The sequence below is a fragment of the Maribacter sp. Asnod2-G09 genome (assembly GCF_045063795.1).
Lineage (GTDB): Bacteria > Bacteroidota > Bacteroidia > Flavobacteriales > Flavobacteriaceae > Maribacter.
This window is the reverse complement of sequence record NZ_JBEFOA010000002.1, coordinates 390,971-415,651: the sequence shown is the minus strand read 5'-3', so window position 1 is coordinate 415,651 and position 24,681 is coordinate 390,971. Positions and strand designations below refer to the sequence as shown.

At 34.5% G+C, this 24,681-nt stretch carries 25 protein-coding genes; 10 read left to right on the top strand and 15 right to left on the bottom strand.

The window, feature by feature from the left end; all coding sequences use genetic code 11:
- The first annotated feature begins 178 nt into the window (after positions 1 to 178).
- Positions 179 to 724 (top strand): pyridoxamine 5'-phosphate oxidase family protein, encoded by a 546-nt coding sequence (locus tag ACJJVT_RS01825; RefSeq protein WP_405395965.1) that lies wholly within the window; start codon positions 179 to 181, stop codon positions 722 to 724.
- Here ACJJVT_RS01825 and ACJJVT_RS01820 read toward each other — a convergent pair.
- Both ACJJVT_RS01820 and bshC read right to left on the bottom strand, forming a co-directional pair.
- The gene (locus tag ACJJVT_RS01820) at positions 721 to 2,097 is read right to left on the bottom strand and encodes an ArnT family glycosyltransferase (RefSeq protein ID WP_405395963.1); all 1,377 of its coding nucleotides are present in this window, start codon (positions 2,095 to 2,097) and stop codon (positions 721 to 723) included. The genes ACJJVT_RS01825 and ACJJVT_RS01820 overlap by 4 nt on opposite strands.
- Positions 2,098 to 3,702: a bacillithiol biosynthesis cysteine-adding enzyme BshC gene (bshC, locus tag ACJJVT_RS01815; protein WP_405395961.1), complete on the bottom strand. Its 1,605-nt coding sequence runs from the start codon at positions 3,700 to 3,702 to the stop codon at positions 2,098 to 2,100.
- 171 nt (positions 3,703 to 3,873) lie between these two features.
- Here bshC and ACJJVT_RS01810 point away from each other — a divergent pair, with 171 nt between their 5' ends.
- The 7 genes from ACJJVT_RS01810 to ACJJVT_RS01780 all read left to right on the top strand — a co-directional run bounded on the left by ACJJVT_RS01810 (position 3,874) and on the right by ACJJVT_RS01780 (position 12,311).
- Entirely contained in the window at positions 3,874 to 6,327 is a 2,454-nt protein-coding gene (locus tag ACJJVT_RS01810) for a M14 family metallopeptidase (protein WP_405395960.1), read from the top strand.
- Between the two features lie 8 nt (positions 6,328 to 6,335).
- On the top strand, positions 6,336 to 6,530 hold the full coding sequence (locus tag ACJJVT_RS01805) for a DUF4177 domain-containing protein (protein WP_405395958.1): 195 nt from the start codon (positions 6,336 to 6,338) through the stop codon (positions 6,528 to 6,530).
- Between the two features lie 230 nt (positions 6,531 to 6,760).
- On the top strand, positions 6,761 to 9,097 hold the full coding sequence (locus ACJJVT_RS01800) for a DUF2339 domain-containing protein (RefSeq protein ID WP_405395956.1): 2,337 nt from the start codon (positions 6,761 to 6,763) through the stop codon (positions 9,095 to 9,097).
- Positions 9,081 to 10,307 (top strand): DUF3999 family protein, encoded by a 1,227-nt coding sequence (locus ACJJVT_RS01795; protein ID WP_405395954.1) that lies wholly within the window; start codon positions 9,081 to 9,083, stop codon positions 10,305 to 10,307. The genes ACJJVT_RS01800 and ACJJVT_RS01795 overlap by 17 nt, the downstream gene beginning before the upstream one ends.
- A 67-nt stretch (positions 10,308 to 10,374) precedes the next feature.
- Positions 10,375 to 10,533, top strand: a complete 159-nt coding sequence (locus tag ACJJVT_RS01790) for a hypothetical protein (protein WP_405395953.1) — start codon at positions 10,375 to 10,377, stop codon at positions 10,531 to 10,533.
- Positions 10,534 to 10,581: 48 nt separating this feature from the next.
- Complete coding sequence (locus ACJJVT_RS01785) at positions 10,582 to 11,004, top strand: hypothetical protein (protein WP_405395952.1); 423 nt, start codon at positions 10,582 to 10,584, stop codon at positions 11,002 to 11,004.
- A gap of 350 nt (positions 11,005 to 11,354) precedes the next feature.
- The gene (locus tag ACJJVT_RS01780) at positions 11,355 to 12,311 is read left to right on the top strand and encodes a lipid A deacylase LpxR family protein (protein ID WP_405395950.1); all 957 of its coding nucleotides are present in this window, start codon (positions 11,355 to 11,357) and stop codon (positions 12,309 to 12,311) included.
- Here ACJJVT_RS01780 and rimO read toward each other — a convergent pair.
- A complete protein-coding gene (rimO, locus tag ACJJVT_RS01775; protein WP_405395948.1) occupies positions 12,304 to 13,617 on the bottom strand; it encodes a 30S ribosomal protein S12 methylthiotransferase RimO in 1,314 nt (437 codons plus the stop codon). The genes ACJJVT_RS01780 and rimO overlap by 8 nt on opposite strands.
- 51 nt (positions 13,618 to 13,668) lie before the next feature.
- Between rimO and ACJJVT_RS01770 the strand changes: the two genes are divergently transcribed.
- The gene (locus tag ACJJVT_RS01770; RefSeq protein WP_405395945.1) at positions 13,669 to 14,856 is read left to right on the top strand and encodes a serine hydrolase domain-containing protein; all 1,188 of its coding nucleotides are present in this window, start codon (positions 13,669 to 13,671) and stop codon (positions 14,854 to 14,856) included.
- A gap of 83 nt (positions 14,857 to 14,939) precedes the next feature.
- Positions 14,940 to 15,542: a nitroreductase family protein gene (locus tag ACJJVT_RS01765; RefSeq protein ID WP_405395942.1), complete on the top strand. Its 603-nt coding sequence runs from the start codon at positions 14,940 to 14,942 to the stop codon at positions 15,540 to 15,542.
- Positions 15,543 to 15,553: 11 nt separating this feature from the next.
- Here the strand turns inward: ACJJVT_RS01765 and ACJJVT_RS01760 are convergent, their stop codons facing one another.
- The 12 genes from ACJJVT_RS01760 to ACJJVT_RS01705 all read right to left on the bottom strand — a co-directional run bounded on the left by ACJJVT_RS01760 (position 15,554) and on the right by ACJJVT_RS01705 (position 24,630).
- A complete protein-coding gene (locus ACJJVT_RS01760; RefSeq protein WP_405395940.1) occupies positions 15,554 to 16,399 on the bottom strand; it encodes a metallophosphoesterase in 846 nt (281 codons plus the stop codon).
- A 16-nt stretch (positions 16,400 to 16,415) separates the two neighbouring features.
- Positions 16,416 to 18,095 (bottom strand): amidase family protein, encoded by a 1,680-nt coding sequence (locus ACJJVT_RS01755; RefSeq protein ID WP_405395938.1) that lies wholly within the window; start codon positions 18,093 to 18,095, stop codon positions 16,416 to 16,418.
- Between the two features lie 4 nt (positions 18,096 to 18,099).
- A complete protein-coding gene (locus ACJJVT_RS01750; RefSeq protein WP_405395937.1) occupies positions 18,100 to 18,924 on the bottom strand; it encodes a DUF2911 domain-containing protein in 825 nt (274 codons plus the stop codon).
- A 59-nt stretch (positions 18,925 to 18,983) separates the two neighbouring features.
- On the bottom strand, positions 18,984 to 19,940 hold the full coding sequence (ftsY, locus tag ACJJVT_RS01745; RefSeq protein WP_405395934.1) for a signal recognition particle-docking protein FtsY: 957 nt from the start codon (positions 19,938 to 19,940) through the stop codon (positions 18,984 to 18,986).
- Positions 19,941 to 20,027: 87 nt separating this feature from the next.
- A complete protein-coding gene (locus ACJJVT_RS01740) occupies positions 20,028 to 20,180 on the bottom strand; it encodes a DUF4295 domain-containing protein (RefSeq protein ID WP_071340023.1) in 153 nt (50 codons plus the stop codon).
- A 37-nt stretch (positions 20,181 to 20,217) separates the two neighbouring features.
- A complete protein-coding gene (rpmG, locus tag ACJJVT_RS01735) occupies positions 20,218 to 20,400 on the bottom strand; it encodes a 50S ribosomal protein L33 (protein ID WP_027067805.1) in 183 nt (60 codons plus the stop codon).
- Positions 20,401 to 20,421: 21 nt separating this feature from the next.
- On the bottom strand, positions 20,422 to 20,661 hold the full coding sequence (gene rpmB / locus ACJJVT_RS01730) for a 50S ribosomal protein L28 (RefSeq protein WP_027067806.1): 240 nt from the start codon (positions 20,659 to 20,661) through the stop codon (positions 20,422 to 20,424).
- Between the two features lie 69 nt (positions 20,662 to 20,730).
- The gene (locus tag ACJJVT_RS01725; protein ID WP_405395932.1) at positions 20,731 to 21,981 is read right to left on the bottom strand and encodes a competence/damage-inducible protein A; all 1,251 of its coding nucleotides are present in this window, start codon (positions 21,979 to 21,981) and stop codon (positions 20,731 to 20,733) included.
- On the bottom strand, positions 21,981 to 22,319 hold the full coding sequence (locus tag ACJJVT_RS01720) for an Hpt domain-containing protein (protein WP_405395930.1): 339 nt from the start codon (positions 22,317 to 22,319) through the stop codon (positions 21,981 to 21,983). The genes ACJJVT_RS01725 and ACJJVT_RS01720 overlap by 1 nt, the downstream gene beginning before the upstream one ends.
- Positions 22,319 to 22,930: a fumarylacetoacetate hydrolase family protein gene (locus tag ACJJVT_RS01715; RefSeq protein ID WP_405395927.1), complete on the bottom strand. Its 612-nt coding sequence runs from the start codon at positions 22,928 to 22,930 to the stop codon at positions 22,319 to 22,321. Before ACJJVT_RS01715 ends, ACJJVT_RS01720 begins: the two co-directional genes overlap by 1 nt.
- Before the next feature lie 6 nt (positions 22,931 to 22,936).
- The gene (locus ACJJVT_RS01710; protein ID WP_405395925.1) at positions 22,937 to 23,851 is read right to left on the bottom strand and encodes a carboxypeptidase-like regulatory domain-containing protein; all 915 of its coding nucleotides are present in this window, start codon (positions 23,849 to 23,851) and stop codon (positions 22,937 to 22,939) included.
- A gap of 2 nt (positions 23,852 to 23,853) precedes the next feature.
- Positions 23,854 to 24,630: an exonuclease domain-containing protein gene (locus tag ACJJVT_RS01705; RefSeq protein ID WP_405395924.1), complete on the bottom strand. Its 777-nt coding sequence runs from the start codon at positions 24,628 to 24,630 to the stop codon at positions 23,854 to 23,856.
- Positions 24,631 to 24,681: the final 51 nt, after the last annotated feature.

Genomic DNA, 24,681 nt, shown 5'->3' with positions numbered 1-24,681 from the left:
AAAGAAAGCTCAGGAACCACCCCGAGCTTTCACATTAATCAAAAACCAAATTCAAACCAAAGCTTAAAAATTGAACCTAATCAATTTCCTTTTCATAGCTATTACTTATATAACAACCAACTTCTCTTTTACCCTACCTATAAATTGAATTATTTTTACCTTTAAATAAATCAATTGTATGATCAATTCATTTTTTAAAGAACTAAGTACTGAAATACATAACGGAGTAATTGAAAGAGGACACCCGTTCAGGTTCATTACCATGGCGACAGTCGGCAACGAAACGTTAGCTCGTTTGCGTACCGTTGTACTTCGTGAGGTTAGCGATGATTTAAGTTTAACGATTTATACCGATAGCCGTACTGAAAAGATGAAACATATTGCAGCTAATAATCAAGTTAGCTTTCTTCTATATCATCCTGAGAAAATGTTGCAACTTAAAGTGGAAGGAACTGCCCTAATAGCAACCAATAAGGATAGAACACAATCAACATGGGAAAATATTCAACCGAATAGTAGAAAAGATTACATTACCCAAACTAGTCCAGGTAGCGCTATTACAAACCCTGATCATGTGGAATATGTTGAAAATGAAAACTACTTCACCATAATCGATATTATTCCCTCAAAAATTGAATATTTAAAACTTCAGCGACCTAATCATATTAGAGCTTTATTTACAAAGAGTGGTGATAAATGGAATGGGAAATTTTTAGTTCCTTAATTTATGTAGAAATATAGATTTTCTTTTTCTTTTCCAAAACCAATAAGACTATCAACCGGTGCTGTTTGCTTTACTTCGGATGGATTAATCGTTATTTCAACTTCCCTATCATGTTTCAATTCTAAAGAAGTTAACGAATAATCATCTGCAGAAAGTATGGTTCGCTCTGGGTGTAGTAATCGCACATTACCGGCATAAGTAACATTAGGAAGCACCCATTGATATTCATCATAATTTTTGCTCAACGTATTGGCTATTGGCTCAAAACCAAAATGGACAGATGAAGGTATGCTTAATAGTTTCTCTATTGGTGTTCTTATTGTTTGTACGCCTATTACTGCAATAAAAACCCAGTACCCTACAGTCACTAATCTTTTATTATTCTTAAAACTAACCGTCTGGATCAACAGTACTACAAAAGGTATAAAAAGTGGCAGTAACCATCTGGTTTCAACTTTCTGACTTTGAAAAACAAGAAAAAATAAACCTAACACTAGTAATTGCGCCAATAGCATTTTAGCAAACCAATTTAGCTTCCGCTTATTGAAACTCACAGTTTTTGAGAAACAACCTAAACCGACAATTATAAGAAGTGGAAACATCAAGGCGAACAAGCCTTTTAAATAAATTAAAATGGGAAGCAACGAAAATCCCGAATCCGCTTCTTCTATACCTATTTTCTCTTCTACGCTTTGTGCCAAAAAAGTTTGAAATTCGTCTGGACCTAATAACCAATATACATGAGGTACTACCAACAAAACAGAAACTGATACTGACAAGAGTATTTTGGGGTTGAAAACTATAGCTCTCAATTCTTTATCCCATAAAGCAACCAAACCGAAGGTTAACAGAAAAAATGCATAATTGTATTTAGACATCATGCCCACACCTACAACCAAACCAAGTAAAAGATAATTTGAAATAGATTTGCGCGCTATTAATAGCTGTATGCTAAAATAAGAGGCAACTACACATAAGCAAAGTAAGCTCGTATGTGAAAGCCTGCGAAAAGTAAAATCTATAAACACCGGTAATAACACCAATGCCAAAACCACCAATTTGGATGCATTAGCGTCTTTAATTCTTAATCTAGAAAATCGATACAGCATTAATAATGTACCTGCAAATAATAGCCCTCTAAGCATAGAGAATGCTATTTTACCCACACCAAATATAGAATTGAAACCAAACTGCAACCAGGTATAAAGTGGTGGCTGGTCGTCATAACCCCAACGAAGCCATTGCGAGTAGTATGCCTGTTCAGCGTCTTCTAACTCTAAAGCATTTTTAAAAAATGTAATTAAGGTTATGACTGAAAATGATAATACAACAAGTACGGTTATCTTATTTAGAGATACGTTCTTGCCTATCATTTATTTTTGGGTAATAACGGTAAAACTTAAATCTAACGGATTTAAAGCCTCAAATAACATAGGCACTAATTCTTCGCCATATGCCAAATAAAACTCAGAAAAATTTGACTGTCGTTCTTGAAGCGATTGATTTGGGAAAATTTCGTTCTGCAGCTCTGTCATTCGAACTACATGATCTTTCAATTTTCTCTTCTGCGCTTGCAATAATCTCTTCTCTAAAGCATCTAAGCCTTTCTTTTGCTTTACCTCTTGTGCTTTTACAGCTCCTAAAAATGACTTATCTGTTTTTTCTGTTAGGGTGTAGAGGTCTTTAAACTGCTCTTCTAGCAATTTCTTCTGCGGAGAAAAATCGATGTCGATATTAGATATTTCTCGAATTTTTTTATTGATAAGACTGTTCTGCTTTAAGAATATGTCAGACTCAGAGATATTCATTTTACCTAGCTTTTCAGCTTGTTTCTCGGTAATGATCAAAGCTGAATTTCTAACTAATAAAATAGGGAAAGGAACATTCACCGCTTCAAAAGCTGCCTTCAATTCTAACCAATAGGCAATCTCTCCGCCACCGCCTATGTAACACAAGTTTGGCAATATCACTTCTTGATATAATGGTCTTGCGATTACATTGGGTGAGAATCGCTCTGGATGAGCATTCATTTCGTCTATCAACGCTTCTTTAGTGAAAGAAATAGTTGTTTCGTTTACGATATAATGACCTTTACTTTCTATTATTCTCTCACGAATACCCTCTTTTAAATAGAAATAATTAATTTCTCGCGGATTTACCTGCACCGGATAATCAGATGAAATACTTATAATTTCCTTAATGGTTTCCGATACTTTTTCGAATGCCGTATGTTCAAAGATATCTTTCTTCATGTACGGCACTAGCGTCTTTTTCAAGTCGATATCATCACCGTCTACAATTACTAATCCGTAGTCTTTAAAAATTTCGTTTGCCAAAAACCTAGTTGCATCCGTTAGGTTATCATGTTTCAGATATGCGTTTTCAAATAACTCTTTTAGCTTTTTGGCATTGTTACTGTCGCCAATGGTTTTTGAATATAGTGTAAAAACTTCTTCTAATCCTTCGGTAGGCAAATGCCCAACTGCACCAGATGCTTCTTTATTCCACTGAAATTTTAATCCCTTGAAATTAAAATAATTGATTTCGTCAAAATCATGGTCTTCTGTAGCCATCCAATAAATAGGCACAAAATTACTATCAGGGTATTCCTTTTTTAACTGCTTCGTTAAATTGATTGTAGATATAATCTTATATAAAAAGTATAATGGACCCGTAAAAAGATTTAACTGATGACCGGTAACTATAGTGAACGTGTTCTGTTCTTTTAATAGCTTAATGTTAGCCGCTGTACCTTTAGAAGTATCGGTATTTTTATACTGATTCTGCATTGAAGAATAGAGTACATCTCGTTGAGCTTGGGTAAAATGAGCACCCTTCTCTTGTATCTGTCCTTTAAATCCGTTAACATCGGGAAACCGATTGTATAATGGTTTTAACTTGACATCTGCAGCGACATAATCGCAAATTAATTTCGAAAAATAGCCCGTTTTTTCTAAGGGTAAACAATCAATATCCATATAAAAAGTAAATACTTGGTAAATATAAAACCCTTTCGTTTTACATTTCCTAAATATAAGTTAATTACGGTTAGTATTAAATACCCGATTACTCGTCAAAATACAAGCTAAATCAGGTTCTTTTTGCATTTATTTTAATAGATTTGACTGACTCTCAACACAAATAACTATATGAAACTAATTTTACGCTACGCATTACTTTTTATTCCACTTTTAAGTTTAGCACAACTAAAATCTCCATCAGAATTTTTAGGTTACGACTTAGGCACACAATTTACAAGACACCATGAGGTTGTTGATTACTATCAATATTTAGCAGTGTCTGAACCGCAACGCATGACCCTTATTGAATATGGTAAAACCAATGAACGCAGACCGCTAATATTGGCTACCATTTCTACAAAAGAAAATATGCAAAACCTCGACAATATTAGAGATGAGCATATGAAAGCCTTAAATGGCGAAGGTTCTCCAGACAAAGCTATTGTATGGCTTAGCTACAATGTTCATGGTAATGAAAGTGTTAGTACAGAAGCCTCAATGCAAACCATTTATGACCTATTTACTAGCAAAAGCAGTTATCTAGAAAACACCGTGGTGCTAATCGACCCTTGTATTAACCCAGATGGTAGAGATCGTTATGTAAACTGGTACAACCAATTTAAAAACTCACCCAATCAAGTTGACCTTAATAGCAAAGAACACCATGAAAATTGGTGGAGCGGTCGTAGCAACCACTATATGTTCGACCTTAATAGAGATTGGGCGTGGCTTACACAAGTAGAAAGTCAGCAACGTTTAAAGCAGTTTAATAAATGGTTGCCTCATGTGCATGTAGATTTTCATGAGCAAGGTGTCAACAACCCGTATTATTTTGCACCAGCAGCCGAACCTTTTCATGAAGTGATTACAGATTTTCAAAGAGAATTTCAAGAAACTATTGGTAAAAACCACGCTAAATATTTCGATGAAAACGGATGGTTTTATTTTACAAAAGAAGTATTCGACTTACTATACCCAAGTTATGGTGACACCTACCCTACTTATAATGGTGGTATTGGTATGACTTATGAACAAGGCGGCGGAGGTCGTGGTGGTCTTGGTATTACTACCAGTATTGGAGATACACTTACCTTAAAAGATAGAATTTCTCATCATCTAACTACTGGTTTGTCTACCGTAGAAGTGGCGTCAAAAAATGTATCTAAATTAAATGACGAGTTTAAGAAGTTTTACCTGAATAAAAATTTCAAATACAAGAGTTATGTATTGAATGGTAACCCAGATAAATTAGAACTTTTAGCTAGTTTGTTAGACAAGCATGAAATAAAATACCAAGCCGGTACCAACAGTACGGTTAAAGGTTATAGCTATACAACAGGCAAGACAGGATCATTAAAAAGTACCGACCAAAGTTTGGTGATTTCATCAAATCAGCCGAAAAGTACTTTGGTAAAAGTTCTTTTCGAGCCTATGGCTAAACTAAGCGATTCTGTTACTTATGACATTACTGCATGGTCTTTACCTTATGCTTACGGATTAGATGCTATTGCCAGTGAAAGTAATTTTAGTGGTTCTTCTACTGCACCTAAAAAGCCTGAGCTTAAAAATATGGATGCAAATAAGTATGCGTATTTGGCGGACTGGAATAGCATGAAAGACGCTCAATTTTTGGCTGAATTATTACGTAATAAAATACGCGTTCGTTATGCTCACAAACCTTTTACTTTAGATGGTATTTCTCATGAGCGTGGTACATTGATTATTACAAAAAGCGATAATAAGCAATTGAAAAATTTCAATGAAATTTTGACCACTGCATCTGCCAACCATTCTAAAGAACTAATTTCTACCAATACTGGCTTTGTAGAAAGTGGTAAAGATTTTGGTTCAGGTTATGTTGATGTTATTCAGAATTTGAATATTGCCGTACTTTCTGGTGAGCCCACCTCTACCCTTCGATTTGGAGAAATATGGAACTTTTTTGAACAACAATTAGACTACCCTATTTCTGTGTTAGACGAAGATTATTTTGCACGTGTAGATCTTGCCAAATATGATATTTTAATTTTACCTGACGGATGGGGATACAATAGCTTTCTATCTACAAACATTAAAGAAAAAATTAAAGATTGGGTAAAGCAAGGTGGAAAACTAATTGCCATGGGTGGTGCAATTGACGGTATAACAGCTTCTGATAAAGACTTCGCCATTAAAGAAAAAGAAATTAAAAAAGACTCTTCAAATAGAATAGAATCTTTTGAAATTTCAGAAAGAGAACAAATCAAATCCGCCATTACAGGTGCTATTTTTAAAGCAACGGTTGATAATACAAATCCGTTGGCATATGGTTACAGCGATACTTATTTCACCCTTAAACTTGGGTCACGATCATATGACTATTTAGAAAATGGCAGTGCAGTGTATTTAAGCGAAGGCAACAATATACCCGTATCTGGATTCGCTGGTAGCGAAGCAAAGAAAAAAATTGCTGAAACCTTAATTTTCGGAACCGAAGAAATGGGTCGCGGTCAAGTTATCTACATGGTAGACAACCCATTATTTAGAGGTTTTTGGGAAAATGGAAAACTATTTTTCGCTAACGCTTTATTTATGGTTAACTAGAAAACAGCATGAAAGAATATAAAGTCGAGACGCTAATTTTCTATTCAAAACTAACTTTTGACAGAAATCATTTGGCGAAATCATCAAATAAAGCGATTCAAGAAAAACTAAACGAATATGCTAAAAATGGCTGGCGTTTGGTATCTACTGATACTACCGAATTCGGAATGGCAATGTATGTTTATCTATATTTTGAAAAGTAAATAACCTCGGTACAAAACCGCTAAGCATTTAAATCTCGATTATAGATTAAAATTGTATTATTTAGATATCCCTGAAACGGCAAGAATCGTTTCAGGGATATTTTATTTTATTGCTATACCAACCTTTCCCCAACATATTCACATCTTTTGCGTTTAAATTAGAAGACCCTAACCTTTTAGGTTAAAAACCACCATCAATGCCAAACAACCAAGATCAAATAAATAACCTCATGCAAAAGTTAGAACTGCTTTTAAAAAAGCAGCAAGACTTTAATATTGAGGTAAATGAAATTCGCAGAGATATTCAAATTCTTAGAAATACTCAGGCGATAAAATTCAACGAAGAAACTACCGAACAAACAACCAAACCTCAAGAAGTAAATATTGAAAAAGAAGCTGCAATAATCGAAAGAGCCGTAGAAATTGAAACTCCTACTCCTACTCCTACTCCAATAGAATTTGCTTCTGTACAAGAAGAGCCTAAAACAATTTCTGAAAAGAAAATAAAATTACCAAAAGGTAAATCTAATCTTGAGAAATTTATTGGCGAAAACCTTATCAATAAAATTGGGATACTTATTACGGTAATCGGTGTTGGAATCGGTGCAAAGTATTCTATTGAAAATAACTTAATTAGTCCACTAACCAGAATTATACTTGGGTATTTGGTAGGTATTGGCTTATTAGGATTCGGATTTAAGCTAAAAGCAAAATACGTGAGCTATAGCGCTGTTCTAGTAAGTGGTGCCTTAGCTATTCTCTATTTCTTAACCTATATCGCTTATGACCTTTACGGGTTATTCCCACAGATGGTAGCATTTGGTATTATGCTGCTATTTACTGTTTTCGGAGTCGTAGCCGCAATAAGTTACAACAAGCAGATTATTGCTCATATTGGTCTAGTAGGGGCTTACGCCGTACCTTTTCTACTGAGTAACGATTCTGGCAATGTTACTGCACTATTTAGTTATATTGCCTTAATTAATATCGGTCTCTTAGTTATTTCGTTTAAAAAATATTGGAAAGCACTTTACTACGTAGCCTTTGCATTCACCTGGCTTATTTATGGGTCTTGGTATGCATTCTCTAGCTACGATGAAGATTTCTCTATTGGTTTTGGTTTTTTAGCGCTATTCTTCACATTGTTCTACGCTACTTTTTTAGCGTTTAAATTAATAAAATCTGAAAAATTTCAAGTTGCAGATATTATTCTGATCATGCTAAATTCGTTCATATTTTACGGCTTTGGTATTGCCTGGCTTTATGATTATGAAGGCGGAGAGTTTTATTTAGGTTTATTCACCCTATTGAATGCACTTATTCATTTTGTGATAACAGTAATTATCTTCAAAAGAAAATTAGCTGATCGAAAGCTATTCTTTTTGACATCTGGGTTTGTACTTACCTTTATTACCATAGCCGTGCCTGTACAATTAGATGGAAATTGGGTAACATTATTTTGGGCTTTTGAAGCCGCACTATTATTTTGGATTGGGCGCACCAAAAAAGTCAAGTTCTATGAATACCTTTCCTATATTTTGATTGCTCTAGCATTCTTAAGCTTAACAATGGACTGGGCAGCAAGGTACTCTTATATGAATACCACAGATGAATGGAGCCTATTATTAAACACAACGTTTTTGACTTCGATACTTTGCGTTGCTGTCTTCGGATTCATGAATTGGATTCAAACAAAATTCAGCACTGAAAAACCGTCAATAGTTCAACAGATAATGACATTTGGTATTCCTGCTTTATTAGTAAGCACTCTCTACTTTGCCTTCTATCTTGAAATTGAACAGTATTGGAACAATGCCTTTCAGTTATCCAAAATAGATATATCGAGTACTTCTGGCGAATACCCTGAATATAATTATAACCTTAAAGATCTTGAAGATATTTGGCTAACACTGTATACCATGTTTTTCATTAGCGTTTTAAGCTTTATAAATATTATAAAAATTAAAAACAAGGTTTTAGGAATAGTTGCCCTAGGCGTTGCGCTTTTAGCAACTTTATTGTTCCTTACAAACGGACTTTACACCTTAAGCGAACTACGTGAAAACTATCTTTCGCAGCAGCTTTCAGAATTTTATAATGTAGGAGCATATAATATTTACATGCGCTATATTTCATTTGCATTTCTTGCATTTCTATTACTCGCCATTTACAAATTAGCACAACAAGAGTATTTAAAATTCAATTATAAAATTCCGTTCGAAATTCTAATGCATACGGCAATTATATGGGTGACAAGTAGCGAATTGTTAAATTGGATGGATATTTCTGGGTCTGAACAATCTTATAAATTAGGACTTAGTATTCTTTGGGGTGTGTATGCGCTATTACTCATAGCCCTAGGTATTTGGAAAAAGAAAAAATACCTGCGTATCGGTGCTATTATACTATTCTCCATTACATTAATTAAGTTGTTCTTCTATGATATTTCATCATTGAATACCATTTCTAAGACAATCGTATTTGTATCATTGGGTGTCTTATTATTGATTATTTCATTTCTTTACAACAAATACAAACACATTATTACAGATGAAACTAAACAATAGTCTTCTAACAATACTTGCCTTTCTGACGATTTCAATTTGTTTCGGACAGATGGATTCTTATTCTAAAAAAATAGTGCTGAAAGGTATCGATAGTCAATGGCATACTATTGAAGTACCAAACAACGTATTTGAAGATGTAAATACCGACATGAGCGATATTCGTGTTTATGGGGTTACCGCTACAGATACTATTGAAGCACCATACCTTCACAAGGTATCTAAAGCTGAAAATGCAAATTCAGAAATATCTTTCAACTTATTAAATAGTGTCAATAATTCTAAAGGTTATTTCTACACTTATGAGCTACCTCAGAAAGAAACGATAAATGAGATTTCACTAAACATAGAAGATTCTAATTTTAATTGGGAAATTACCCTTGAAGGCAGTCAACATCAAAAACAATGGTTTACTATTCTAGAAGACTATCGCATTTTGTCTATTAATAATGACCAGACAAATTATTCGTTTACCACATTGAAGTTTCCTGACGCTAGTTTTAGATATTATAGAGTATTGATAAAGAGTAAAGAAAAACCAGACCTAGCATCAGTAAATATTTCAAAAAAGGCTATAAAACCTGCAAAGTATCGCGATTACGATGTACAGTCTTTTAAAGTTTCTCAAGAGGATAAGAAGAACATTATAGATATCGATTTAAAAAATCGTGTACCTCTAAATTTACTAGAGCTAACGGTTGACGATAAAATAGATTACTACAGGTCAATTTCTATTCAGTACTTAGTTGATAGTGTAAAGACCGAAAAAGGATATTATCATAATTACAGCCCCTTAGCTACAAAGACTCTTTCTTCAATGGAAGATAATAGTTTTCAATTACCTGGTACGCTAGCACAAAAACTCCGAGTTATCATCTTAAATAATGATAATCAGCCTTTAAAAATATCTGCTGCAAAACTTAAAGGTTATGTGCATACGTTGACCACCCGTTTTACAGAACCAGCTACCTATTTTTTAGTTTACGGCAAGCCGTATGCTAGTTTCCCGAATTATGATATAACTAAAACCACAGTTTCTTTACCTGAGAATATTACAACCCTAGATTTTGGTAGCGTCGTTGAAATTCCAAAACCAGAAATTAAGACAATCGATCCCCTTTTCGAAAATAAATGGTGGTTGTGGGTTATTATTGGCGTAGTAATCGCTTTGTTAGGCTATTTCACCATTGGGATGATGAAGAAGGAGCTTTAGAAGTATTTAAGACTTTATATAAAACGTGTTTACCTAAGTATTGATTTTAAGTTGAAAGCAAAATTTTATGTTTGATTTTTTAAAAAAGCAAAAGCAAATTTCTAAAGAAGAAAAATTTTGGAATTACTTTGTAAAAAATAAGAAAGAGTTTGAAGATTTTATTGATTCAGATTTATCCGATTATAGACCATACAATAGACTTACGAAAAAAACACAAAGTTACTAAGACTTACTTTTTCCCGAAATAACAAAATATGCCAACGGAAAATATGTTTTGGTAATCACTCCTGACGGTAATCCAAAAGGTATTCTACCAACAGAAAAACTTTATACATCCAAACCTGAATTAGAGAATTGGATTATTGAAAAATTTAGACAGCCAAAAGATAAGTTTTCAGACTTTGAGTATGACGGACTAAAATTCCCAAGCTCGGATATTGAAATTTTAGCTAATTACAACCATGAATCCAATAAAATGGACATCAAGGTTTTTGTAAGGAATATGAAATTAGATGAAGAGAAGTACAAAACTATAGCATGGATTTATTTGGACAATATTCTAGGTGAGTTTAACTCAATCAAAAAAATAAGGTTTGTGGATTTCTTTCATTTAAATGAAGGAGAAACCGCTAAAAACAGCATATCAATCTTGGAATTAAGAAATCAAATGGACAAAGATATTTATAACATAAAGTAAATATTCAACCTAACCTACACTTAATACCAACTTATGAGTTTACCAAAAAAAAGGCACTTAGGTTTAAGAAGTTTAGCTTTTGAAAAAGAATAATCAAAACTAATTTACACACTTTAGTTTCGTGCGCTGACGGAAACGAAAAGTTTCAAAATCAACTTATTATGAAAAACCATTAGTTCAATACAACCTATAAATTAAATCCTTTAAGTTAGTTTTCAGTAAACTCTTTCTGATCTGGGAATCAACAACTAAACTCTTGTTATTTAAATTATGATATGATGTAAAAGTCGTTGAATTTATATTATACCAAACTAGTAAAACCTTCACAATATTTCATCGTAAGTAATGTGATGAAAAATTACATTTTAGTTTTACTATTACTGCCTACGATACTTTCAAGTCAAAAAATAGACAACCTTGCTTCCTTTAGAGATATGGGCACCTCGAACTATTTTAGGCTCAATTATGACAATGATTTCTTCGCTGCATCAGACAAAAATTACACGCAAGGTTACAGTTTTGAATACGCGAATAATGGCTTAGCCAAGAACCCAGTAAATTATATTTTCATTAAGCCAAAAGCTATGTACTTCACTTATGGGTTGACATTAGAGCATATTGGCTACACGCCCAGTGATTTTGTAAGTTCTGACATACAAATTGATGATAGACCCTTTGCAGCTGCTCTCTACCTTAAAAGTTTTGCTGTTGCAACAGATACTATAACTAAATCAAGATTATCTCAATCGTTAAGCCTGGGATTAATTGGCCCGGGTGCATTTGGCAGAGAAATGCAAACAGCAATTCATAAACTTATCGAAAACAAAACTCCCGGTGGATGGGACAATCAAATTCAGAACGATTTAGTGTTGAACTATAAAATTGGCTATGAGAAACAAATATTCAATTATAAAAATTTAGGAAATATACAAGCAATAACTTCGCTACAACTAGGGACCTTATTTACAAATGCATCAGGCGGATTTAATTCTACTATCGGACTATTAGATCATCCGTTCTCTAGAAACAGTACACTTTCGAAGTTTAAATTTTATGCTTTTGTACAGCCAACAGTACATGTCGTTGGTTTTGATGCCACCTTGCAAGGCGGCATTTTCACCAATGACAATCCCTATACCATTTCTTCAAAAAATATAGAAAGGTTAACCGCACAAATCGACTACGGACTCATACTCAAATACAGAAAACTGTATTTAGAATATACCCGAACAACGATTACCAAAGAATTCACCTCTGGTAACTCTGCCAATTGGGGCGGTTTTAAAGCAGGATTTCTATTTAATTAGATGATACAACAGGTTCACCGTAAAGGTCAAAGTCCGCCGCTTCTGTAATCTTAATATTTACAAACTCACCTTGCTTCACATAATGCTTAGCTGCATCTATTAAAACCTCATTATCAACATCAGGAGAATCAAATTCTGTTCTTCCAATAAAGTAGTTACCTTCTTTACGATCTATAATACAACGAAAAGTCTCCCCTACTTTCTTCTGGTTCAATTCCCAAGAAATTTGAGATTGAATTTCCATGATGATATTAGCACGCTCTTGTTTAACCTCTTCTGGCACATCGTCTTCTAATGAAAACGCATGTGTGTTTTCTTCATGACTATACGTAAAGCAACCTAAACGCTCAAAACGCATGGCAACTACCCAGTTTTTAAGAATCTCAAAATCTTCTTCAGTTTCACCAGGATAACCAACAATCAAAGTGGTTCTAATGGTCATTTCTGGTACTGCAGCTCTAAACTCCTTTAACAACTTGGTTGTTTTAGCTTCTGTGGTACCACGACGCATACTTTTTAAAATACGGTCAGATATGTGCTGTAACGGAATATCTAAATAGTTACAAACCTTTGGTTCTCTATTCATTACATCTAACACATCCATCGGAAAACCGGCCGGAAATGCATAATGTAAACGTATCCATTCTATTCCTTCAACCTTTACCAATGCTTCTAAAAGCTCGGCAAGATTTCTTTTCTTATATAAATCTAATCCGTAATAGGTTAAATCTTGAGCAATTAAAATAAGTTCTTTTACACCTTTGGCTGCTAACTTTTCAGCTTCGGTCACCAAATCTTCAATCGGTGTACTTTTATGCTTTCCTCGCATTAGCGGAATTGCACAAAACGAACAAGGTCTATCACAACCTTCAGCGATTTTTAAATACGCGTAGTTTTTAGGTGTAGTCGTTAAACGCTCACCAATTAACTCGTGTTTATAATCTGCCCCTAGTGCTTTCAATAAACCTGGTAACTCACTGGTACCAAAATATTCGTCCACATTCGGAATCTCTTTCTGCAAATCTGGCTTGTATCGCTCACTCAAGCAACCAGTAACAAAAACTTTATCTACAGCGCCATCTTCTTTCTTTTGAACATATTCTAAAATGGTATTAACACTTTCTTCTTTCGCATTGGCAATAAAGCCACAGGTGTTAATTACAACTATGTTTCCTTCTTCTTCATGTACAACTTCTTTGTCGTTTGCCTTTAACTGGCCCATGAGTACTTCAGAATCATAAACATTCTTTGAACAACCTAGTGTTACTACGTTGATTTTGTTCTTCTTAAGGGTTTTTGTCCTCATAATTTAAATTGGGGTGCAAAAATACGATTTGGCTATTTAAAAACGTTAGATATGAACAAATTTACTTGTAATCTTTATTTGATTGCAGTTTATCAATACCCAAATCTTAAATTAACCATGAAATTCTCCCAATATTTCAGGCTACTTGTCCTATCAATTATTTTAGCTTCGTGCTCAAGTGATTCTGAACCTACTTCAGAAACTGGCAAAAGTGGCATACCACCCGAGGTGGCACCAATACCGACAGAAACTTATTTTCCTCCAATTTCGAGAGCCAACGAGTGGGAAACCATATCTATGGAAACATTAGGTTGGAACGAGGATCAAGTAAGCAACTTATATTTCTTTTTAGAAAATAATAACACCGACGCTTTTATTATTCTGAAAGATGGTCGAATAGTGATCGAAAAATACTTTGGCGATTTTAAGTCTGATGATAATCATGCATGGAATTCTGCCGGAAAAAATTTAACGGCAATGCTTACAGGTATTGCTCAAGAAGAGGAATATCTTAAAATTACAGATTCTACGTCTACTTATTTAGGTGAGGGCTGGTCAAGCATGCCTCTAGAACAAGAATTGAATATCACCATAAAAAATCAATTGACCATGACTACCGGTCTAGATTACACAGTCGATGATATTTTTTGCACCGATCTTGAATGCCTAACATATTTAAATGACCCTAGTACATTTTGGTATTACCATAATGCACCTTATACGTTATTAGATGATGTCATTGCCAACGCGACCGATACTGATTTTAATTCTTATTTTTCTAAAAAAATCAAAGAACCAATTGGCATGCAAGGCTTATTCATTAAAGTCGGCTATAATAATGTATTCTTTAGTTCTGCGAGAAGTATGGCACGTTTCGGAATTTTAAACTTAAATCAAGGTAATTGGGACGGAACCTCGATTCTATCTGATCAGAGTTATTTTAATGCGATGACAAATAGTTCTCAAGATTTAAACCTTTCTTACGGATACCTGTATTGGTTAAATGGTAAAAGTAGTTTTAGACTACCAAGTACTGTCGAAGAGTTTACGGGCAGCTTAATACCTAATGCCCCTGCAGATATGTATGCTGGTTTAGGATTAAATGACCAAAAACTATATATGGTGCCAAGCTTAGATTTGGTAGTTGTACGATTAGGTGGTGCCAGTAACGAAGAACTTTTAGGTCCTTCTAATTTCGATAATGAAATATGGGAACTGATCAATGCTATAATCGAGTAGTTTTTCTATCTATTTAACCATAACTTATATTGGTAGTCTGCACTTAGCAAATAAGTATTCTTACTTTTGTATAAAATTGTAAAATGGATTTTAGAAGTATTGCTGAGAAAAGATACACTACCCAAAAATATGATGTTTCTAGAAAAATCTCAAATGCAGATATTGAAGATTTAAAGGATATTTTAAAACTAAGTCCGTCTTCTATAAATAGCCAACCTTGGTTATTTACATTCGTTTCTAATGTACAGGTAAAAAATGACTTAGCTTATGCTTCATATTCTAATGCCCCTAAAATAAAAAATGCCAGCCATTTGGTCGTTTTTAGTGTAATGGATAATCTTGATGAGTTTGAAAAACGTGTTGAAGAAAATTTACTTGAAAACTCTATTAAGTTTTACAAGCAATACATAAAAACGCAATCAAAAGAGAAAACGGTTAACTGGTTATCTCATCAAGTTTATATTACGTTAGGATTCTTTTTGGCCGCTTGTGCTACTATGGAAATAGACTCCACTCCTATGGAAGGTATCGACGTTGCAAAATATAAGAACATACTTAATATTAAAGACCACAAAGTTTTATTTTCAGTGGCAATAGGCTACCGTGATGAACATGATAATACACAACCAAATAGAATAGGAAAATCTAGATTGGCTGCAGATACTGTGATTCAATCCATTGATTAGTCCAAAGCTATTTAAACTTCTTTCGCAAGCTCAAACACCGTAATTTCTGGTCTTACATTGAAGCGTACTTGCCGCAGACAACCCAGAGCGCTATTAATATAGAGCGTTCTACCATCTTTTAAATCTTTGATACCTGCATCGTAATTTTTATTTTTTACCGGTAATATTAATGCAGGTAGAAAAGGCGGTTTTACTTGTCCGCCATGGGTATGACCAGAGAGTATCCATCCTTTAAAATTATTCCAGACAGGCAAATCGCATACATCCGGATTGTGACATAGGGTGATATTTGCTTTCTCAGGATTATATTTTGCAGTAGCTTCTTCAGGATAAAAATTACTTCCCCAAAAGTCATCCATCCCTAAAAAATTGAGTCCGTTAATTTCCACGGCATCATTTCGCAACATGGTCACCCCTACATCTTCTAGACTATTCGTGATTTTTTGTGCGACATCATCTTCTACAAAATCGATTCCGTAGTCATGATTTCCTAAAATTCCAATAGTACCCAAAGATCCTTTAACCACAAATTTGAACACCTCTTGCAATTGGCTTATTTGCTCATGGTCTTCATAGGTAACATAGTCGCCTGTATACACTACAAAATCAGGATTCAATTCTTGAGCTTCTTTAAATGAATCTATGATGTATTGATAATCAAAAGAATTACCAATATGTACATCACTTATTTGCATTACCGTTTTACCGACGAGTGAATCTGGTAAGTTTTTTAAAGGCATATTTATATGAACAAACTGCATCCAAAAAGGTTCTATTTGCCAACTGTACAAACCTGTTACCAAACCTAAACCAGCTACCCACCGAAAAGTCTTTTTGAAAAAGCTCCGTCTTTTCATTTTCAAGTAATCAAATTTAGTTTTGATAGTCTTTAGGCATCACTCGATTATGAAAATTACCTTCATATGATTTACCTATTCTTAATAAATGTGCCTCTGAAAACTGTTTTCCTATAAATGTCAAACTTATTGGCTCACCAGATGCTTTATATCCCATAGGTATTGTAAGAGCAGGGTATTTGGCAACCGCAGCATAACCGGCGTGATAATTATTAATAGATAACACAGCATCTAGTTTGTACTCATCCATCGCTGTATCGAAGAATGTGCGTCCATTTCTTTCAAGATTAGATTTAATTTCTTCTAGCTCGGCAGTTGTGGTAGTATCTGATAATATTCCTTCAAATAATGCTTGCCCGTAGGGAATTCTAACCAGCGAATCTGCAATATTAAAAGAAACTGCATCTGCAATAGAACTAATTTTTACAAATTCAGGATTAGTTTCATTCTTTAAATATGACTTTAAATCGTTTCTCATATCAATATTAAGTATACTTAAAAAACCATTCATAGCAACTTCTGGTGGTGTAAACTCTATTATGGTTGCCCCTGCCTCTTTTAAATCTTTAATTGTCCGCTTGTAAATACTATCGGTCTCCATCAGCTCTTTTATTGCACCCAATCTCATGCCAGAAAAAGGTTCTGGATGCAAGCCTGCAGATAATATTCCTGGAAAATTATCTTCAACAGAAGCCGCATCAAACTCATCAAAACCTAACATGGCAGATAACAAAATGGCATTATCCTTTACATTTTTGGTCATTGGGCCTGGGGTATCTAAAGTGCTTGAAATTGGCACAATGCCCGACCTACTCAACAAGCCTATCGATGGTTTTAAACCCACGACAGAATTCTGACTACTAGGTGATAAAATAGAGCCAGAAGTTTCTGTGCCTACTGCAGCAACAGCATAATTTGCAGCAACCGCCGTACCACTACCAGAACTGGAACCGCCTGTTTCAAAGACCCTTCGCCCATACGGATTTAGAGTTTGCCCACCATATGCACTATACCCAACTGGGCAACCTGTACATAAAAAATAAGCCCATTCACTTAAATTGACCTTCCCTAAAATTAAGGCTCCGTTCTTTTTCAATTGCTGAACTATAAATGAATCATCTACTTCATTATCCATTAGCGCAATTGAACCAGCAGTGGTTTTCATGCCTTTGGTATTAATGTTGTCTTTTAACAAAATAGGCATACCATAAATTGGATGTTGTGTTTGAGCCGCTATTCCCTTTTCATTTAAACTATCCAACTCTCTTGCCTGTTCTACTATATCTTTATTTAAAGCAATTACCGTATTTAAAGTAGTAGTATTTTCCAGTTCATACTTATAGATGCGATATAAATAAAACAATACCAAATTTTCATATGTAAGCCTACCTTCTTTAATGTGCTTGCGAATAACAAAAATATCTTGCTCCAAAATCATAGGAAGCATCTCTTTATATGCTGACTCTGTTAGCTTAGAAACTTCCTCATATAGCGGTCGAAACACTTCATTTTTATCTAACACCTTAGATTGTATCAACTTGTATTGCATACGACCATTTTCGTGATCTGAGTTCGATGCAACTTCAATAGAATCGTTATACGGCTTCCAAAGAATTACTTCCTCTTTCTTAGCTTCTTGCTCGCTTTTACAAGCACTCAACAAAATGATGACTAATAATAAAAAATGCTTTTTCATACTTTTATTTATATGTTGATTGAAGAGTTTTCCACCTGCGGATATCATTTTGGTTTAAGCGAACAAATTCATCTTTACCTTCCTTCTCGGCTAGTTCGATAGAAATATTAGATGCTATTATTGCCGCTTTATAATTTTTTAAATCTGCCAAAATCAAAGAACGTACTCTATGAAAGTAGTACGTATCTCCACCCATGCTAATGGCCCTATCGACATAACCGAGGGCTTCTTTAGGTTTTAATCTTTGTTCTTGATAATAACGTGCTATTTCGTAATAGGTTTGTGCAGTAGGAGTATTTAATAATTGAGCATTAATCTGATCTTGAAAAATAGATTCCGTTTCAAACTGAATAGGGATTGAAACTTCTGTATTTCCCCAATTCCAATTCATAATAACTCCGTTGTGATCAATATCATCAAATGAAATTAAAAAAGTTTCTTGAAAATCTTGTGTTTGAATTGGAACAACATGAATACGTAATGCATCTTCTTCTGCATTATAATTTGCCCTGCCATCTCCCCAATGTGTAGTATTATTATGAAAAACTATTTTCCACTCTTCTTCCTCAGGAAAAGCATACAAGGCATAAGTGCCCTTAAAAAGCTTTTGACCCGCAATAACAACATCTGTACTAAAAGTAATTTTTGTAGACTCATTAGCTCCTACACGCCAAATACGACCATAAGGTACTAAACCAGATTCCCCATTTGGTTGATAACCAAACAAAACCCTACCCTTTGCAGATGGTCTTGAGTATTCTATGGTAATTTTTGAGAGTCCGACTTCTTGCTCAATCTTAGAAAACGGACTAGCTTTTGGGTGGTTCATTTGCCCCCAACTCAGATTACATAATAAAAGAGGAAGTATGAACCAGGTGTATCGCAATTTTAAATTTTAAAGAATGAATCTACGAACTCGTGCTTATTAAATGCCTGTAAATCTTCAATACCCTCACCTATACCAATATACTTTACCGGTATTTTAAATTGATCAGATATACCTATAACCACACCGCCTTTTGCGGTACCATCTAATTTTGTAATTGCCAAAGCCGTAACTTCTGTAGCTTTCGTAAATTGTTTTGCTTGCTCAAATGCATTTTGCCCAGTAGAACCATCTAGTACTAACAATACTTCATGCGGAGTATCGGCAACTACTTTCTGCATAACGCGTTTTACTTTGGTCAACTCATTCATTAAGTTCACCTTGTTATGCAATCTACCAGCTGTATCAATGATTACCACATCGGCATCTTGGGTAACGGCAGAACTTAAAGTATCAAAGGCAACAGAAGCAGGATCACTACCCATTTGTTGTTTTACTATAGGCACATCTACACGATCAGCCCATACTTGTAATTGATCTATTGCAGCTGCTCTAAATGTATCGGCTGCTCCAAGAACTACTTTTAAACCTTGATTCTTAAAACGATAAGCTAACTTACCAATGGTAGTTGTTTTACCAACACCATTTACACCAACTACCATTATTACGTATGGTTTTTTATCTTTTGGTATTTGAATATCGCCAGTGTCACCATCGTTAGTCTCTGAAAGCAGACCTGCGATTTCAGCTCTTAAAATAATATTGAGCTCATCGGTACCCACATATTTATCGCGAGCAACTCTTGCCTCTATTCTTTGTATAATCTTTAAAGTAGTATCTACGCCAACATCTGAAGAAACCAATACTTCTTCAAGATTATCTAAAACGTCATCGTCTACTTTAGACTTACCAGCAACCGCTTTACCTAACTTCGAAAAGAAGCTGGTTTTAGTTTTTTCTAAACCTTTATCTAAGGTTTCTTTTTTCTGAGAAGAAAATATTTTTTTAAATAAGCTCATTGTTCATCCTATGGTTAGTCAAATATAAAAAATTAAAAAGCCCCTTTCGTATGAAAGGGGCTCAATAACTACTAAAAGTTATATTTCTTATTTCTTGGCAATCCAAGCATCTACCAATTCTGGTGGCATAACTTGTTCTACAAAAACGTAAGCACCTGATTTTGGTGACTTAACCATTTTTATAGCTTTTGTCAATCTTTTAGAACTTGTCTGTAAACTTGCTACGGTCTTCTTAGCCATGTCTTATGTTTTTAGTGATTCTTCTTAAAGAAAGAATCTATTTAATTTCTTTATGAAGGGTCATTCTCTTAAGAATAGGATTGAATTTTTTAATTTCCAATCTCTCAGGAGTGTTCTTCTTATTTTTTGTTGTGATATATCTTGAAGTACCTGGTTGACCAGATTCTTTATGCTCTGTGCACTCTAATATAACTTGTATTCTATTACCTTTCTTTGCCATCTTAATGCTCTATTTTCCAGATTACTTAATAACGAATCCTTTTGCTTTTGCTTCTTTCAAAACAGCAGATATTCCTTTTTTATTGATACTCTTTAAAGCTCTTGTAGAAACTTTAATAGTAATCCAACGGTCTTCTTCAGGAATGTAGAAACGCTTTTTAGATAGATTTACATCAAATCTTCTTCTCGTTTTATTAATTGAAAACGAAACATTGTTTCCAAACATCGCCTTCTTCCCCGTAATTTCACATACTTTTGACATCGTGCTGACTTTTTCTTTTAAACAGGGTGCAAATTTATATCTTTTTTATCGTTCCAACAACAATAAAGATCACATTTTTAAAATTTCTTTTTGAAGAAGCTCAAAAGCCTTATTTACAGACTTTTCCACAACCCTCTCGCGGGTGCTTCCCATTTGAAATTCTTGTACTAATTTCGACTTCGGTCCATCGATCGCAATAAAAACCGTTCCAACCTCTGCATTTGAATCTCCTTTAGTAGGTCCTGCATTACCTGTTGTGGCTATTGCAAAATCGGTTTTCATCAATTCTTTTGCTCCTTTCGCCATTGCAGTTGCAACTTCTGCACTAACCACAGAATGTTTATCAACTAATTCTTTAGGCACGTTTAACACATTTATTTTAGCCTCGGTAGCATAACTGACCACCGCACCCTTAAAATAATTAGACGCACCAGGAATAGATGTAATTTTCTCTGCGATCTTACCTCCCGTAAAACTCTCTGCCGTAGACAAAGTCAAATTTTTAGCGGTCAATAATTTAGCTACAATCTCTTCTAAACTCTCATCATCTTCGAGCCCGAATACAATGTCGTTGATTAGCGGATATAATTTATCAAATTCCGCATCCATTGCAGCCACCAATTCATCATAATCAGCCGCTTTACCAGACAATCGCAACCTCACCTTACCCAAATTCGGCAAATAGGCTAATTTTATGTTAGAAGGCAGATTATCTTCCCAATCTTCAATACGCTTGGCGATAGCACTTTCTCCCATACCATAAGTAACTATTGTTCTATGGATAATATGAGGTCTTTTATAATAAGCTGCCAATTTAGGAATCACAGACTCCGTCACTAGGTGCTTCATTTCAAAAGGCACACCAGGCATTGAAATAAATGTCACTTCATTTTCCCTGATCAACATACCAGGCGCCGTACCATTTGCATTATGTAAGACTTCTGCCCTACTTGGCACCAAGGCTTGCATTCTATTAATATCTGATATCGGAGTATTACTTATATATTTCGCAAACAACTCTTCTACATGTGCCAATACTTCAGCATTCTCTACAAGCTCATCATTAAAGAACTCACATAAGGTATGTTTGGTAATATCATCTTTTGTAGGACCTAGACCGCCCGTAATAATAACTACATCTACGCGTTCAGAAGCATCTTTAAAAGCTTTCAGTAAATGCGTGCGTTCATCTTGTATAGAGGTAATCTGATAAACTGAAATACCTATTTTATTCAGTTCTTTACCTATAAATGCGGAGTTGGTATCAATGACTTGACCGATGAGGATTTCATCGCCAATGGTAATAATTTCAGCAAGCATTATAACTGGAAGTCTATTTTTAATTCTGCCACAACCTGATTAATATCGGTCTTTAGTATCGGAAATCTCTTTTCAATTTCTGCCATATTAGCTTCTTGCTTACCTAAGGTTTCTAACTCTAAAGCAATGGCACGTGTCTGTTCCATTCCGAGCAAATCTACGTTTGGTTTTATTTTATGCGCAAGTTTATATACTTGATCATGGTTTTTCTCTTGAAGGGCTATTTCTAAAGCTTCTAAATCTTCAGGTACTTCTTCCAAAAAAACAGCTATAACAGAATTTATAAAATCCTGATCCCCCTCTGCCATCTCGTTAATCTTATCCAGGTTATAAATCATCACTTAATTTTTAAGGTAAAAAGCTCTTTGTCTTCCAAACTACCCGTAAGATAGTCATTTGGACTTATTTTCCCAACACCGGCAGGTGTTCCAGTAAAAATAATGTCTCCTTTTTTCAACATAAAGAACGTTGAAACATAAGCAATTATTTCATCTATCTTCCAAAGCATAAAACTAGTATTGCCTTTTTGAACAATTTCGTCGTTCTTTAACAACTTAAAATTAAGGTTATTAATGTCTTTAAAATCAGTTTTTGGAAGCCACTCTCCTATCACGGCAGCACCATCAAATCCTTTAGCTTTTTCCCAAGGAAGTCCCTTTTCTTTTAATTTTGACTGTAAATCTCGTGCCGTAAAATCTATACCTAAACCTATTTCATCATAATAGGTAGGTGCGAACTCTTTACTAATATGTTTACCTACTTTTTTGATTTTTACCAAAACCTCAACTTCATAATGCACATCATTTGAAAACTCAGGAATATAAAAATCTTGCTGTTTTGGTAATACTGATGAATCTGGTTTTATAAAAACTACAGGCTCTTCTGGTCTTTCGTTCTTAAGCTCATCGATATGTGCAGTATAATTTCTGCCGATACATATAATCTTCATATTACCTTATTTTTTCTTTGACAACTTAAGACTGATCGCTGGTATTAAATTTTCATTATTACCCGGCGCTTTTATAGCAAAATCTGTCCATTCGCCCATACCATAAACCATCGTCTTAAAATTTTGGTTCTTTTGATATACGGCAGCGAAGGTAGGTGCAAAGCGATCTTCGACAACCTTTTTATTTGTAATGGCATGCTTATACGTATTTGTATACCAGTTATAAGGTAAGAAAATCCATTCTAAACCAATATAAACACCCTCATCTGGCATTCTAATACCCATACTTGAAAGATCTATAGATACGTAATCTTCGTTTTTAGAACTCTCTAAAATGATACTCTTGCGAATTAAATCGTGATCTGGCTTACGGGTCTTCTTATCTACATCATATACTCGAAGTCTAAATTTTGACGAAGCTCTTTTGAACTTGCTATTCTGCTGTACATGAATAGTTATTTTCTCTATATATTTTTTAGCTGCGCCTATATTAGGAAAATACAATGCCAGTACCCAAGGGGTCTCAGCAGAAGAAAATCCGCTTTTAATACTATACGAACTCACAGGATTAAGCACCTGAGAATCTCCTAAACTTTGAGAAACCACCACTTCTTCAAGCTCGAAAGTTTCTTCTTTCATATATATTTTCTTCTTTTCAGAAATAACCCTGGCAGACATTATAGTGTCTTTAAAACCTAATGCCGAAATATGCACATCGCGCTCTAAATATGATTCAGGTACATCTATATAGAAATACCCTTCTTCATCACTTGATGTTCCTTTTAAAGTTTTTAAAAAACTTATGTTGGCATATGGTACCGCAGTTTTTGTTTTATCATCATATACATGACCTTCTACCAAAACTTCTTGGGCATGACCTATACCCATTAGTAAAAGAAATACTACTAAAAAAATGCGCATTTTTAACCTAATTTATTATTGAGTTTGCTCAGTTTTATTTGAGTAAGAATCTTTTTTGTGTACAATGGAAAATCAGCATTTAGCATCCAACCGAAATACCCTGGTTCTTTTTCTAAAACGGCATGTACTTTTTTGCCTTTATGCTTACCAAAAGAGAAAACTTCTTCCCCTTCTTCATCCATCGCAATAAAACCTGCGAAATCTACAGATTGCTTTCTTCTAGAGAATTCAGATAGTTTTTTGATATTATTTTCAAGATCAGGATACCTATCTAATTGAGAAAGCAACACTTCGTAAGTTGCATTAGTATCTGCCGCTGCACTATGAGCATCTAAAAGATCTTTATCACAATAGAATTTATAAGCTGCTTCTAACGTACGTTTTTCCATCTTATGAAAAATGGTCTGCACATCTACAGATACCGTATTTTTCATATCGAAATCGATATCTGCACGCAATAGCTCTTCTGCCAATAAAGGAATATCGAATCGGTCAGAATTGAATCCACCCAAATCACTATCCTTTATAATCTTATAAATTTCTTTTGAAAGTTCTTTGAATGTTGGTTTATTGGCAACCTTTTCATTAGTAATACCATGAACGGCAATTACCTCTTCTGGTATTACCATTTCAGGATTAACCAACCATGTTTTACTCTCTTTATTACCGTTAGGGTAAACTTTTAATATCGCTATTTCTACAATACGATCTTTTGCCACATTGATCCCAGTTGTCTCTAAATCAAAGAAGCAAATAGGTCTGGTAAGCTTTAATTCCATAAGTGTTCAACTTTTAACAAAGATACCCTTTCGTTTTTTAGACACATAAAA

What these genes read in the sequence shown, in the direction of transcription:
- ACJJVT_RS01825 (WP_405395965.1), top strand. Translation starts at nt 179, where the DNA reads ATGATCAATTCATTTTTTAAAGAACTAAGTACTGAAATACATAACGGA.
- ACJJVT_RS01820 (WP_405395963.1), bottom strand. Translation starts at nt 2,097, where the DNA reads ATGATAGGCAAGAACGTATCTCTAAATAAGATAACCGTACTTGTTGTA.
- bshC (WP_405395961.1), bottom strand. Translation starts at nt 3,702, where the DNA reads ATGGATATTGATTGTTTACCCTTAGAAAAAACGGGCTATTTTTCGAAA.
- ACJJVT_RS01810 (WP_405395960.1), top strand. Translation starts at nt 3,874, where the DNA reads ATGAAACTAATTTTACGCTACGCATTACTTTTTATTCCACTTTTAAGT.
- ACJJVT_RS01805 (WP_405395958.1), top strand. Translation starts at nt 6,336, where the DNA reads ATGAAAGAATATAAAGTCGAGACGCTAATTTTCTATTCAAAACTAACT.
- ACJJVT_RS01800 (WP_405395956.1), top strand. Translation starts at nt 6,761, where the DNA reads ATGCAAAAGTTAGAACTGCTTTTAAAAAAGCAGCAAGACTTTAATATT.
- ACJJVT_RS01795 (WP_405395954.1), top strand. Translation starts at nt 9,081, where the DNA reads ATGAAACTAAACAATAGTCTTCTAACAATACTTGCCTTTCTGACGATT.
- ACJJVT_RS01790 (WP_405395953.1), top strand. Translation starts at nt 10,375, where the DNA reads ATGTTTGATTTTTTAAAAAAGCAAAAGCAAATTTCTAAAGAAGAAAAA.
- ACJJVT_RS01780 (WP_405395950.1), top strand. Translation starts at nt 11,355, where the DNA reads ATGAAAAATTACATTTTAGTTTTACTATTACTGCCTACGATACTTTCA.
- rimO (WP_405395948.1), bottom strand. Translation starts at nt 13,617, where the DNA reads ATGAGGACAAAAACCCTTAAGAAGAACAAAATCAACGTAGTAACACTA.
- ACJJVT_RS01770 (WP_405395945.1), top strand. Translation starts at nt 13,669, where the DNA reads ATGAACAAATTTACTTGTAATCTTTATTTGATTGCAGTTTATCAATAC.
- ACJJVT_RS01765 (WP_405395942.1), top strand. Translation starts at nt 14,940, where the DNA reads ATGGATTTTAGAAGTATTGCTGAGAAAAGATACACTACCCAAAAATAT.
- ACJJVT_RS01760 (WP_405395940.1), bottom strand. Translation starts at nt 16,399, where the DNA reads ATGAAAAGACGGAGCTTTTTCAAAAAGACTTTTCGGTGGGTAGCTGGT.
- ACJJVT_RS01755 (WP_405395938.1), bottom strand. Translation starts at nt 18,095, where the DNA reads ATGAAAAAGCATTTTTTATTATTAGTCATCATTTTGTTGAGTGCTTGT.
- ACJJVT_RS01750 (WP_405395937.1), bottom strand. Translation starts at nt 18,924, where the DNA reads ATGAACCACCCAAAAGCTAGTCCGTTTTCTAAGATTGAGCAAGAAGTC.
- ftsY (WP_405395934.1), bottom strand. Translation starts at nt 19,940, where the DNA reads ATGAGCTTATTTAAAAAAATATTTTCTTCTCAGAAAAAAGAAACCTTA.
- ACJJVT_RS01740 (WP_071340023.1), bottom strand. Translation starts at nt 20,180, where the DNA reads ATGGCTAAGAAGACCGTAGCAAGTTTACAGACAAGTTCTAAAAGATTG.
- rpmG (WP_027067805.1), bottom strand. Translation starts at nt 20,400, where the DNA reads ATGGCAAAGAAAGGTAATAGAATACAAGTTATATTAGAGTGCACAGAG.
- rpmB (WP_027067806.1), bottom strand. Translation starts at nt 20,661, where the DNA reads ATGTCAAAAGTATGTGAAATTACGGGGAAGAAGGCGATGTTTGGAAAC.
- ACJJVT_RS01725 (WP_405395932.1), bottom strand. Translation starts at nt 21,981, where the DNA reads ATGCTTGCTGAAATTATTACCATTGGCGATGAAATCCTCATCGGTCAA.
- ACJJVT_RS01720 (WP_405395930.1), bottom strand. Translation starts at nt 22,319, where the DNA reads ATGATTTATAACCTGGATAAGATTAACGAGATGGCAGAGGGGGATCAG.
- ACJJVT_RS01715 (WP_405395927.1), bottom strand. Translation starts at nt 22,930, where the DNA reads ATGAAGATTATATGTATCGGCAGAAATTATACTGCACATATCGATGAG.
- ACJJVT_RS01710 (WP_405395925.1), bottom strand. Translation starts at nt 23,851, where the DNA reads ATGCGCATTTTTTTAGTAGTATTTCTTTTACTAATGGGTATAGGTCAT.
- ACJJVT_RS01705 (WP_405395924.1), bottom strand. Translation starts at nt 24,630, where the DNA reads ATGGAATTAAAGCTTACCAGACCTATTTGCTTCTTTGATTTAGAGACA.